This is a genomic window from Xanthobacter sp. YC-JY1 (assembly GCF_021730305.1).
Taxonomy (GTDB): domain Bacteria; phylum Pseudomonadota; class Alphaproteobacteria; order Rhizobiales; family Xanthobacteraceae; genus Xanthobacter; species Xanthobacter flavus.
This window is the reverse complement of sequence record NZ_CP032674.1, coordinates 1921045-1932880: the sequence shown is the minus strand read 5'-3', so window position 1 is coordinate 1932880 and position 11836 is coordinate 1921045. Positions and strand designations below refer to the sequence as shown.

Annotated in this window: 12 protein-coding genes; 3 read left to right on the top strand and 9 right to left on the bottom strand. The window is 66.7% G+C overall.

What is annotated here, in order from left to right; all coding sequences use genetic code 11:
- Nucleotides 1-8: 8 nt before the first annotated feature.
- From D7006_RS09060 to D7006_RS09035, 6 genes are all read right to left on the bottom strand, one after another.
- Nucleotides 9-836 carry an ABC transporter ATP-binding protein gene (locus D7006_RS09060; protein ID WP_371745073.1) on the bottom strand — a complete coding sequence of 276 codons (828 nt, stop codon included), beginning with the start codon at nucleotides 834-836 and terminating at the stop codon, nucleotides 9-11.
- On the bottom strand, nucleotides 836-2017 hold the full coding sequence (locus D7006_RS09055) for an ABC transporter substrate-binding protein (protein ID WP_169121274.1): 1182 nt from the start codon (nucleotides 2015-2017) through the stop codon (nucleotides 836-838). The genes D7006_RS09060 and D7006_RS09055 overlap by 1 nt, the downstream gene beginning before the upstream one ends.
- A 43-nt stretch (nucleotides 2018-2060) precedes the next feature.
- The gene (locus tag D7006_RS09050) at nucleotides 2061-3104 is read right to left on the bottom strand and encodes a branched-chain amino acid ABC transporter permease (protein WP_237356348.1); all 1044 of its coding nucleotides are present in this window, start codon (nucleotides 3102-3104) and stop codon (nucleotides 2061-2063) included.
- Nucleotides 3104-3982 (bottom strand): branched-chain amino acid ABC transporter permease, encoded by an 879-nt coding sequence (locus D7006_RS09045; protein ID WP_229643594.1) that lies wholly within the window; start codon nucleotides 3980-3982, stop codon nucleotides 3104-3106. The genes D7006_RS09050 and D7006_RS09045 overlap by 1 nt, the downstream gene beginning before the upstream one ends.
- Entirely contained in the window at nucleotides 3982-4836 is an 855-nt protein-coding gene (locus tag D7006_RS09040; protein WP_237356347.1) for an ABC transporter ATP-binding protein, read from the bottom strand. Before D7006_RS09040 ends, D7006_RS09045 begins: the two co-directional genes overlap by 1 nt.
- Before the next feature lie 126 nt (nucleotides 4837-4962).
- Nucleotides 4963-5724 (bottom strand): FadR/GntR family transcriptional regulator, encoded by a 762-nt coding sequence (locus tag D7006_RS09035; RefSeq protein WP_237356346.1) that lies wholly within the window; start codon nucleotides 5722-5724, stop codon nucleotides 4963-4965.
- A 442-nt stretch (nucleotides 5725-6166) separates the two neighbouring features.
- Here D7006_RS09035 and D7006_RS09030 point away from each other — a divergent pair, with 442 nt between their 5' ends.
- The 3 genes from D7006_RS09030 (at nucleotide 6167) to D7006_RS09020 (ending at nucleotide 8093) form a co-directional block, all read left to right on the top strand.
- Nucleotides 6167-6904, top strand: coding sequence for an alpha/beta hydrolase (locus D7006_RS09030; RefSeq protein ID WP_237356345.1), 738 nt, complete (start codon nucleotides 6167-6169; stop codon nucleotides 6902-6904).
- Nucleotides 6894-7541, top strand: coding sequence for a hypothetical protein (locus tag D7006_RS09025; RefSeq protein WP_237356344.1), 648 nt, complete (start codon nucleotides 6894-6896; stop codon nucleotides 7539-7541). Before D7006_RS09030 ends, D7006_RS09025 begins: the two co-directional genes overlap by 11 nt.
- A 66-nt stretch (nucleotides 7542-7607) precedes the next feature.
- The gene (locus D7006_RS09020) at nucleotides 7608-8093 is read left to right on the top strand and encodes a nuclear transport factor 2 family protein (protein ID WP_237356343.1); all 486 of its coding nucleotides are present in this window, start codon (nucleotides 7608-7610) and stop codon (nucleotides 8091-8093) included.
- An 81-nt stretch (nucleotides 8094-8174) separates the two neighbouring features.
- Here D7006_RS09020 and ilvC read toward each other — a convergent pair whose 3' ends face one another.
- The 3 genes from ilvC to D7006_RS09005 all read right to left on the bottom strand — a co-directional run bounded on the left by ilvC (nucleotide 8175) and on the right by D7006_RS09005 (nucleotide 11753).
- A complete protein-coding gene (gene ilvC / locus D7006_RS09015) occupies nucleotides 8175-9194 on the bottom strand; it encodes a ketol-acid reductoisomerase (RefSeq protein ID WP_024279649.1) in 1020 nt (339 codons plus the stop codon).
- A gap of 148 nt (nucleotides 9195-9342) precedes the next feature.
- The gene (ilvN, locus tag D7006_RS09010) at nucleotides 9343-9858 is read right to left on the bottom strand and encodes an acetolactate synthase small subunit (RefSeq protein ID WP_169121281.1); all 516 of its coding nucleotides are present in this window, start codon (nucleotides 9856-9858) and stop codon (nucleotides 9343-9345) included.
- 134 nt (nucleotides 9859-9992) lie between these two features.
- Nucleotides 9993-11753 carry an acetolactate synthase 3 large subunit gene (locus tag D7006_RS09005; protein ID WP_237356342.1) on the bottom strand — a complete coding sequence of 587 codons (1761 nt, stop codon included), beginning with the start codon at nucleotides 11751-11753 and terminating at the stop codon, nucleotides 9993-9995.
- Nucleotides 11754-11836: the final 83 nt, after the last annotated feature.

The following is an 11836-nucleotide window of genomic DNA, read 5'->3' as shown; positions in this document are numbered from 1 at the left end:
TCGCGCGCTCACGAAAGCCAGCGCTTGCGGCGCTTGTAGTGCTTGATGTCGCGGTAGCTTTTCGCCCCCGCCTCCCCGGCCATGCCGAGGTAGAATTCGCGCACGTCCTGGTCCGCCATCAGTCGCTCGGTGGGGCCGTCCAGCACGATCTTGCCGGTCTCCATGATGTAACCATAGTGGGAGACGGCGAGCGCCACCGCCGCATTCTGCTCCACCAGCAGCATGGAGACGCCCCGCTCGCGATTGATGCGGGCGATGATGGTGAAGATCTCCTCCACCAGCTTGGGCGAGAGCCCGAGGGAGGGCTCGTCCAGCAGGATCAGCTTCGGCTCCGCCACCAGCGCGCGGCCGATGGCCAGCATCTGCTGCTCACCGCCGGAGAGATAGCCGGCGCGACCATTGCGGCGCTCGTGCAGGCGGGGGAAGTATTCGTAGACCGCATCGAAGGACGAGGATGCCCTGCCGGAACTGGCCTTGCGCCCGGTGAGCGCATAGGTGGCGGCGACGAGGTTCTCCTCCACCGTGAGATCCTCGAAGATGCGCCGCCCCTCCATCACATGGAACAGGCCGCGGCGCACGAGGTCGTGCGGCTTCAGCGCGCCGCTCGGCGCGCCGTCGAAGGTGATGGCGCCGGAGGTGACGTCGCCGTCCTCCAGCGCGAGAAGGCCGGAGACCGCCTTGAGGGTGGTGGACTTGCCGGCGCCGTTGGAGCCCAGCAGCGCCACCACCTTTCCGGCCTCCACCTTCAGCGACAGGCCGCGCAGCACCTGGATCGTCTTGTTGTAGACGACCTCGATGTTGGAGATGTCGAGTATGGCGTGCGCGGTCATCGCCATCACTTCTTCAGGCTGATCCAGTCGGACGCCGGCTTCATCTGCTTGTCGGCGGCGTTGAACTGGTAGATGCGGCCGACGGGGACGGAGTTTCCGGGCACCGAGATCGGCACGCCGATGATGCCGCCGGTGTCGAAGTCCTTGATGGAATTGAGCGCGGCCTTGAGGGTCTTGCCGTTCAGCTCCTTGCCCGCCGCCAGCGTGCGCTTGGCCGCCTCGCCCATGAGCATGGCGGTGAGGAAGCCCTGCATGTAGCCCGTCGCCTGATAGGTGGGGCGCAGCTTGCGGATCTTCTCAAGGATCGGCGCGTCGGGCGAGGTGTCGTAATAGTAGCGATACGGCATCACGCCCATGAAGCCGTCCGCCGGGGCGCCCACATTGGCCCAGAGCGAGTTGTCCATGGACCAGAAGGTGCCCATGAACTTGGTCTTGAGCCCGAGCTGCTTGGCCTGCGACATGAATTCCGGCAGCGGCGCCAGCACGTAGCCGTGGAAGATGGTGAAGTCCGGATTGGCGCGGCGCAGCTTCAGCACCTCGGTCGACACGTCCACCGCGGTGGGCGGCGTGACGATCTGCGCCACCACGTCGAGGCCCATCTCCTTCGCCCGCTTCACGCTCGCCTCGATGGGATCGCGGCCGAACTCGGTGTCCGAATTCACGAAGACGAGCTTCGCCCCCGGCTGCGCCTTGGCGATGTATTCGAGCAGGATGGCGAACATTTCCACATAGTCCGGCCCGGCCATGAACTGGAACGGATACTTCTCGGGATTGTTCAGCTCGCTGCCGAAGGAGGCGCCGGCCATGAGGATGGTGCCGCGGCGGTTCAGCTCCTCGTTGATGGTCTTGGCGAAACCGGTGCTGTCGCCATAATAGAGATGGATGTCGTTCTGGGTGGTGAGCTTGTTGAACACCGCCACCGAGGTATCCACCTTGTAGGCGGTGTCCTCATAGGCGAGGCGCAGCTTGCGCCCGGCGATGCCGCCCGCCTCGTTGGTGAGCTTCACATAATCGGACATCCCGGCCTCGATGGCGACACCGGCGAAGGCGAACACGCCGGTGAGCGGGATGGACCCGCCGATGACGATCTCCTTCTCCTGCGCGTAGGCGGTGAAGCCCGGAAAGGCCGAGGCAAGGCCGGCGCCGGCGGCGAGGCCCATGATCTGGCGTCTGTTGAGACTGGTCATTGGCGTTTGCTCCCTTGGGATTTTTACTTCGTCTTGTCTTTCGTCACGTCCGGAACGGCCACAGATGGAAGAAGCGGCGCGCACGGCGCACCATTTCTGCAAGTCCATGCGGCTCGAATACGAGAAACAGGATGATGAGCGCCCCGAACACGATGGTGCGCACCGGCGAGAGCGCGGCGCCGGCATTGGGGAAGATGGGCGCGAGCCAATCCACCACATACTTCAGCAGCTCCGGCACCAGCGTCATGAAGGCCGCGCCCAGCACCGAGCCGATGATGGTGCCGAGCCCGCCCACGATGACCGCGGCGAGGAAGAAGATGGAGGTGGCGAAGGGGAAGCTTTCCGGCGTCACCACGCGGAAGAAATAGGCCCACATGCCGCCCGCCACGCCCGCATAGAAGGAGGAGAGGGCGAAGCTCATGAGCTTGTAGCGCAGCAGCGGAATGCCCAGCACCTCGGCCGAGATGTCCCGGTCGCGGATGGCGATGAAGGCGCGGCCGATGCGCGTGCGGAACAGGTTCGCCGCGCCCAGCACCATCAGGCAGGTGATGGGCACGATGACGAAATAGAGCGCGAACGGGCTCGCCAGTTCCAGCCCGAAGAACCGTGCCGGCGCGACATTGATGCCGCGCACACCGCCCGTCACCGAGACCCAGTGGGTGAAGACGAAATGCAGGATCACCGAGGCCGCGATGGTGGCGATGGCGAGGTACAGCCCCTTCACCCGCAGGCTCGGAATGCCCACCAGCACGCCCACCAAAGCGGACACGAGGCCGGCGGCGAGGATGTTGAGGAGGAAGGGCGTGCCCACCTGCCCCTCGAAGAAGGCGACCGTATAGGCCCCCACCGCCATGAAGGCCGCCTGCCCGAGGCTGACGAGGCCGGTATAGCCGGTGAGGATGTTCAGCCCCGTGGCGCTCGCCACGTTGATGGCGACGAGGCAGGCCAGATACAACCAGTATTGGTTGAGCATGAAGGGCGCGAGCACAAGCATGGCGAGGAGCACGCCCATCCACGCGCGTTGCGTGGCGGTGACGAGCAGCCCCTCGTCGGCGATGTAGGTTTCCTTGGCGGTTGCGATGCGCATCAGAGCCGCTCGATCTCCACGGTGCCGAACAGGCCGTAGGGCCGGATCATCAGCGCCGCGATGAGGATGGAGAAGGTGGTGACGAGCTTGTACTCGCCGCCGAGGAAGGTGCCGGCCCAGGCCTCCACGAGGCCGATGAGGATGCCGCCGATGAGCGCGCCGAGCACGCTGTCCAGCCCGCCGATGATGACCACCACCAGCGCCGAGAGGCCGAACACGCCCATGGTGGGCGAAATGCCGCCGATGGCCCCCACCAGCAGCCCCGCCCCGGCGGCGGTGGCGCAGGCCACCATCCAGGCCAGCGAGAACACGGCCGGCACGTTGATGCCGCAGGAATAGGCCGCCGCCTGGTCGGTCGCCGTGGCGCGCAGGGCGACGCCGCCACGCCAGAAGCGGAACAGCAGCAGGAACAGGGCGATCACCAGCGCCGACACCACGAAGCCGATGGCGATCTTGCGCGAGACATAGGCCTCGCCGATGAACACCGGCGTCTGCCCCATGAAGTCCGGCAGGGCCCGCGGATCGGTGTTCCAGATCAGCTCCGTGGCGCCGATGAGCACGGACCCGAGCCCCACGGTGAGCATCAGCACGGAGATGGAGCTTTCGCCCAGCATGGGCCGGATGAGCGTGCGCTCCACCACGAAGCCGAACAGGGCGCCGCCGGCGATGGCCAGCGGAATGGCGAGCCATGTGGCAAGCCCGAAGGCCGTGACGAAGGCGAAGAAGAGATAGCCGCCCAGCATCAATATCTCGCCCACCGCGAGATTGATGACGCGCGTCGCCTTGTAGATCAGCACGAACGACAGAGCGGTGAGCGACAGCAACGCGCCGGAGCCGAGCCCCGCCAGCGTCACCTCGGTGAAGAAGAGCCAATCCATCAGGCCGCCTCCCCCACGCCCGAGAGGCGCCGCATCAGCTCGGCGGGATCGCCGGAACCGAGATAGGCGGCGGCGACCTCCGGATTGCCCTGCACTTCGGCGGGCAGCCCCTGGGCGATCACCTTGCCGAAATTGAGCACCACCACATGGTCGGAGATATCCATGACCATCGCCATGTCGTGCTCGACCATGAGGATGGAGATGCCCCACTCCTCCTTCACGTCGAGGATGAAGCGGGCCATGTCCTCGGTCTCTTCCCGGTTCATGCCGGCGACGGGCTCGTCCAGCATGAGGAGGCGGGGACGCATGGCGAGGGCGCGGGCCAGCTCCACGCGCTTCTGGAGGCCGTAGGAGAGGGAGGCGACGGGCTTGTTGCGGATGTGGTCGATCTCGAGGAAATCGATGATCTGGCGCTCCACCTCGGCGCGCAGCTCCATCTCCTCGGCCCGGGCGGCACCCCAATAGGTGAGCGCCTGCAAGAGGTTGGTCTTCATGTGGGCGTGCCGGCCGAGCTTGATGTTGTCGAGCACGGTCATGCCCTTGAAGAGCGCGATGTTCTGGAAGGTGCGCGCCAGCCCTGCCTTCGCCCGCTCCGGCGGGTGCGTGCGGGTGATGTCCACGCCATCGAGGCGGATGGAACCGGCGCGCGGGCGGTAGAAGCCGGAAATGCAGTTGAATAGCGAGGTCTTGCCGGCGCCGTTCGGGCCGATGAGGGCGGTGATGGTGCCGGGCTTCACCTCGAAGGACACATCGGTGAGCGCCTTCAGCCCGCCGAACCACAGGCCGAGGCCATCCACCGCCAGATGCGCGGCGACAGGCGCGGATGTTTCCACCGGGCTGGAAGAGGTGCTCATGCCCCCCTCCCCGGCCGCGAGCCGGCGCACGCGCGCCGCCCGGCCCCATGGACCGAGTTGACGTGTTCCAAGGCATTCCCTCCAAAGCCGCCGGTTTTCCGGCGATCATCTTGGCTTTACTTCACTTCAACTCTGCGACTTGCTCAAAGCGTAGCGCGCGAAGATGCGCTCCACCGGCTCGTCGATCTCCCGGCCAGCCCGCACGAAGCCCTTGCGCCAGTCCACCAGATGCCGGCGCATCCAGGTGCGGGAGAGTTCGAGGTCGCGGGCCTTGACGGCATCGATGATGAAACGGTGCGCCTGCGCCATGCGCCCGGCCCCCTCGGGCACCCTCCGGCAGATCATCTCCGTGGAGGGAAAGAACAGCAAGGCGGCGGGCTCGCGCGCCATTTCCAGCACGCGGTTGCCGCAGGCGCGGGCGAGCAAAGCGTGGAACTCGGAATCCAGTTCCGCCACCACCACGGGATTGTTCACCGCCGCTTCAAGGCGCTCCTGATTTTGCTCCAGCGCGGCCAGCGTCGCCGCGTCCGCATGGAAGACCGCGCCTTCGACGACCCCCACCTCCAGCACCATGGCGGTGTCGAACAATTCGCGGAAGGTCACATCCTGCAGCACCAGCGCGCGGCTGATGCGGGTGGAGAGGCCGCCCGCCCGTGGCTCGCAGACGAACAGCTTGCGGCTCGCCTCCCGCCGCACGAGACCGCCCTGCTCCAACACGCGGATGCCCTCGCGCACAGTGGAGCGGTTCACCCCGAACTGCCGCACCAGCGCCGCCTCGGTGCCGATCTCGTCCCCGGGCCGCAGCCGGCCGGACACGATCTCGGCCTCGATGGCCTCCGCGACCATCTCGTAGGCGGAAGGGACCTTGATGCGGTCAAACCGTTCCATCGCGGGCGGAAAATCCCCAAAAGCAGGCTTTGTCGGACAAAAGGCTATTTCTGGAAAAATGGGTTGTCAACGGAAAGAATGCAAAAGGCAGTTCATGATGCAAGCTATTGATAAGTAATGTTTCTATAGATTCATATGAATTCGCCGGACATTTTGTGCATCGCGGCATTGCAGGCGCACACAGATCTAGCATCCCAAATTGTGCGCCTCCCCGGAGCGGTGATCGAGCGGCAACGCGTCGTGCGCGTGCGGAGCCCGATTTCGGCCCGGCCCTGTTCTTGCGTCGCGCCCCATCACGCGCGCCGGAGGCGCGGGACGCGCCTTGGGTGGGAATGGCCATGCTCTTGTTTTTCCGAAAGGATTGTCCGCCCGAAGAGGAGCTGGGCGCCACGTCGCAAAGCCGACACGCCCCGGTCCGGCCCACTCTTCGGACGACGGCCCAATGACCGCCTGCGCAACCGCATCGGCAGAGACGCCGCAGATCACTGCCGGGCCGAAGATCGCCGCGCTCTCCTGCGGCAAGCCGGTCTATCTCGTGGTGCTGCTTCATGCCGAGGGCAGATGCGGGCAGGAGGTGATCGACCTTGCCCTGAACTGGGCGCCCGAACTGCCGAAGGCGGACTTCCTCGCCGCCGAGGCGCCCTTCCCCGGGTCGGCAGGCGCCCGCTGGTTTCCCGGCGAGGGCTTTTCCCCTGACGCCATCACCGCCGGCCTTACTGCCAGCGCGCCGCTGCTCGATGCCTTTCTCGACGAGATGCTGGCGGCACGGCGCCTGCCGGGCGACCATCTCGCCCTCGTCGGCTTCTCGCAAGGGGCCATGCTGGCGCTCGACGTGGGCCTGCGCCGGGCCGTGCCGCCCGCCGTCATCATCGCCTTCGGCGGCGCCCTGCCCGAGGCACGCGATGTTGGCGTGCCGCGCACGCAGCCGCCGGTGGTGTTCATCCATGGCGAGGACGACACCGTCGTGCCCCTCGCCGACATGGTCGCCACCCGCGATCGCCTGAAAGCGCTCGGCCTGCCGGCGAAGAGCATGCGGCGGCCGGCCCTCGGCCATGGGGTGGACGACGACGGCATCATCGCCGCCGGCAGCGTGCTGACGGCTTCCCTCGTCAAGCCGAAACCGAAGACGGCCAGCGAGCACGACGATCATCACCACGACGATCACGATCATGACCACTGAGACAGGGACCGAGCCCTTGCCGGACACCATCGCCGCCCCGCCCGAGCCGCTCCGCCGCTTCTCGTGGGACATCCAGTCCATGGTGGAACTGGCGGATGATCCGCGCGAAATCCTGATGATCGGCCACGACCTCATGGGCCGGCTGGTGGCTCATGACGATTGGCTCCCGGAGGTTTTCGCCCGGCTCGATGACCAGCCGTTCCGCCAGTACCAGCTTTATGCGGACCAGATGACCCGCTTCACCGTTATCGCCACCGTGCTCGCCCCCGGCGCCGCCCTGCCGGTGTGCGAGCAGACGGTTTGGGAACTGGCCGGCGTGCTGCGCGGGGAGATCGTGCGCCAGCGTCTTGCTCTGCCCGATGGCGCGCCACCGGTGGCGCGGGCGGCGGAGAAGCGACTCGGTGCGGGCGCGGTGGATGCCTTCGCGCCCAAGGACGGAGACGGGCTGGCCATCGCCAACGGCTCGGCCACCACTTCCGCCATCCTGATCGAAGTGCATGGCGCCGAGATTGGCGGCGAGGCCCGCCGCTGGGTTGGGCCGGACGGTGGCATCGGCAGCTTCACCACCGTCTATGCCAACCCGCCGGAGGCACCGGCGTGGGACATCCTGACCATTCAGGCGCGCATCACGGACTGACGGTTGCCGGGCTACGTGCGGCGGTGCTCTAGTCGCTCTGCGCCCGCCGGCGCGGAGACCTGCGAGATGCTGCGCCGCGCCGTCCTTGTCCTCGCTCTTCTGCTGGCGCCGACACTCGCTCACGCCGAGGATCGGTCCGCGGCGGATCGCGCCGTCGAAGCCGCCATCCGCGCTCGCCTCGCCGCCTGGACCGAGGCGTTCAACCGGGGCGATGCCGCCGCCACCTGCGACCTGTTCGCCGACGACCTGAAATCCGACGTCCAGGGCGCCCCGGCGGGGGACAAGGCGGCCGTCTGCGCGCGCATCGCCAAGGCCCTAGCCAAGTCGGCCGGCAAGCTCGCTTATCTCTGCCAGATCCACGAAATCCTGGTGTCCGGCGACCTCGCGATGGTGCGCCTCACCTGGGTGCTCACCGAGCGGCCGGACGGCAATGCGCTCTCGCGCGACGAGGGCATGGACATCTTCCGCCGCGACCCCGACGGCCTCTGGCGCATCGCCCGGTTCATGGCTTTCCCGGTGGATCAGAACGCGCGCGCGGCTCCGGGAAAATGACCAGGGATCGGTGAGCCCCCGCCCATAAAACAGCCCCGGAGCAGCCTTCGCCGCTCCGGGGCGTGCCTCAGCGAGTGAGGATCAATTCTTGGACTTGTCCACGAGGGCCTTGGCCTTGATCCAGGGCATCATGGCCCGCAGCTTCTCGCCGACTTCCTCGATGGGGTGGGCGTTGACGCGGGCGCGGGTGGCCTTGAAGGAGGCCTGGTTGACCTTGTTCTCCAGCATCCAGTCGCGGGTGAACTTGCCGGACTGGATGTCATTCAGCACGCGCTTCATCTCGGCCTTGGTCTCGGCGGTGATGATGCGGGGGCCGGTGACATACTCGCCGTATTCGGCGGTGTTGGAGATCGAGTAGTTCATGTTGGCGATGCCGCCCTCATAGATGAGGTCGACGATCAGCTTCACCTCGTGGAGGCACTCGAAATAGGCCATCTCGGGGGCGTAGCCGGCTTCCACCAGCGTCTCGAAGCCAGCGCGGATCAGCTCCACGAGGCCGCCGCAGAGCACCACCTGCTCGCCGAACAGGTCGGTCTCGCACTCTTCCTTGAAGGTGGTCTCGATGACGCCGGCGCGGCCGCCGCCGATGGCGGAGGCGTAGGAGAGGCCGAGGTCATGGGCATTGCCCGAGGCATCCTGGGCGATGGCGATGAGGGTCGGCACGCCGCCGCCACGCTGGTACTCGGAACGTACGGTGTGGCCGGGGCCCTTGGGGGCGACCATCAGCACGTCGAGGTCCTTGCGGGGCTCGATGAGGTTGAAGTGCACGTTGAGGCCGTGCGCGAACAGCAGCGCCGCGCCGTGCTTCATGTTGTCGGCGAGGCTCTCGCGATAGATGTCGCCCTGCAGCTCGTCGGGGGTGAGCATCATCACCACGTCGGCGATCTTGGCGGCCTCGGCGGGCGCCATCACCTTGAAGCCCTCGGCCTCGGCCTTCTTGGCGGAGGCGGAGCCGGGACGCAGGCCGATGATGACATCCTTCACGCCCGAGTCGCGCATGTTGAGCGCGTGGGCATGACCCTGGCTGCCATAGCCGATGACGGCGACCTTCTTGCCCTTGATCAGGTTCAGGTCGGCGTCGCTATCGTAGTAAACGCGCATCATTGTCTCCTTATGGGCGTTATCTCGAATTGGGGGATGGCCGCGGCTCCTTTGCACCGGATCGCGGCAAATGGAAACAGGCGTTTCGCCCGGCACCCCTGCCGGTGAACGCCTGTTTCCGATCGGTCACACGGTCAGGCCACGATCCTCACATGGCTTCCGGGCCGCGGGAGATGGCCACCACGCCGGTGCGCGCCACCTCCACCAGGCCGAGGGGCTCCATGAGCCAGGCGAACTGGTCGATCTTGTCCGACTTACCGGTAATCTCGAACACGAAGCTCTCGCGCGTCGCGTCGATGACGCGAGCGCGGAAGGCTTCGGCGAGCCTGAGCGCCTCGCCGCGGGCCTCGCCCACGCCGCGCACCTTCACCATGGCCAGCTCCCGCTCCAGGGAGGAGGCCTCCACGGTAAGGTCGCGCACCCGGTGCACGGGCACGAGTCGGTCGAGCTGGTTCTTGATCTGCTCGATCACCATGGGCGTGCCGGTGGTGACGATGGTGATGCGGGAGAGGTGCCCCTCGTGGCTCACCTCGGACACCGTGAGGCTGTCGATGTTGTAGCCGCGGCCGGAGAACAGGCCGATGACGCGCGCCAGCACGCCCGGCTCGTTGTCGACCAGGACGGAGAGGGTGTGGCGCTCGATGGGCTCGGAAGAGTTGGGCATGGAAGTCTCGGATCGAAAAGAGAGCGGCGGGGCGCCGAGAAGAGACCCCCTCTCCCCGTGCGGGAGAGGGGTGGGGTGCGGGGTTTACGTCCGTCTGGCCAGCGCCGGGCGGTTCCGCCCGGCGGCTGCGCGCCTCACACCAGCATCTTGCCTTCGTCGGTGATGGCCTCGTCGAGATCCACGGCCATGTCGCCGAGGATCATCTCGTTGTGGGCGCGACCCGAGGGGATCATGGGGAAGCAGTTTTCCTGCTGGTCCACGATGCAGTCGAAGATCACCGGCCGCTTGATGGCGATCATCTCCTCGATGGCCGCATCGAGATCGGACGGCTTGTCGCAGCGGATGCCCACGCCGCCATAGGCGTCGGCCAGCTTCACGAAGTCGGGCAGCGCCTCCGAATAGGAGTGGGAGTAGCGCCCGCCGTGCAGCAGTTCCTGCCACTGGCGCACCATGCCCATGTACTTGTTGTTCAGGATGAAAATCTTCACCGGCAGGTCGAACTGCACGGCGGTCGACATTTCCTGCATGTTCATGAGGATGGAGGCTTCGCCGGCGATGTCGATGCACAGGGCGTCGGGGTGCGCCTTCTGCGCGCCGATGGCGGCCGGCAGGCCGTAGCCCATGGTGCCGAGGCCGCCGGAGGTCATCCAGCGGTTCGGCTCCTCGAAGCGGAAGAACTGCGCCGCCCACATCTGATGCTGGCCCACCTCGGTGGAGATGTAGACGTCCCGGTCCTTGGTGAGATTGTAGAGCCGCTCGATGGCATATTGCGGCTTGATGATCTCGTCCGAGTGCCGGTAGGCGAGGCAGTTGCGCCCCCGCCAGCGGTCGATCTGCGTCCACCAGGCGTCCAGCGCACCCTTGTCGATGGAGAGGTCCCGCGCCTTCCAGGCAGCGAGCATGTCCGCGAGCACGCGGGTGCAGTCGCCGATGATGGGCAGGTCCACCTTGACGTTCTTGTTGATGGACGAGGGGTCGATGTCGATGTGGATCTTCTTGGAGCCCGGCGCGAAGGCATCGAGGCGGCCGGTGATGCGGTCGTCGAAGCGCGCGCCGATGCAGACCATCACGTCGCAGCCGTGCATGGCCATGTTGGCCTCGTAGGTGCCGTGCATGCCCAGCATGCCCAGCCACTGGCGGTTGGCCGCCGGGAAGGCGCCGAGGCCCATGAGGGTTGAGGTGACGGGCACGCCGGTGATGCGCGCCAGCTCGCGCAGGATGCGGCTCGCCTCCGGCCCGGAATTGATGACGCCGCCGCCGGTGTAGAAGATGGGCCGCTTCGCCCCGGCCAGCATCTCCACCGCCGCCGCGATCTGCGGCGCCTCGGCGTCGAGCTTGGGACGGTAGGTCTTGTGCTGGATGTTCTCGCGGCCGACATAGGTGCCGGTGGCGAACTGCACGTCCTTCGGGATGTCGACGACCACCGGTCCGGGCCGGCCGTTCTGCGCGACATAGAAGGCTTCATGCAGCGTGCGCGCGAGGTCGTTCACGTCCCGCACCAGATAATTGTGCTTGGTGCAGGGGCGGGTGATTCCGACCGTGTCGCATTCCTGGAAGGCGTCGTTGCCGATGAGGTGGGTCGCCACCTGCCCGGTGATGCAGACGATCGGGATGGAATCCATCAGCGCGTCGGTGAGGCCGGTGACGGCATTGGTAGCGCCGGGGCCGGAGGTGACGAGCACGACGCCGACCTTGCCGGAGGAGCGGGCATAGCCCTCGGCCGAATGCACCGCCGCCTGCTCGTGGCGCACGAGGATGTGCTCGATGTGGTTCTGGTGGAACAGCGCATCGTAGATCGGCAGCACGGCGCCGCCCGGATAGCCGAAGATGTGCTCGACGCCCTGGTCGGCGAAGGCCTGGATCACCATTTCGGCGCCGGTCATCTGCTTGCTCATGGTCCAACTCCCTGCGGGATCCATCCGGTCCCGGCCGGCGCGCTACGCCGGACTTTTATCCTTGTCTCCACCCGGCCTGCGGC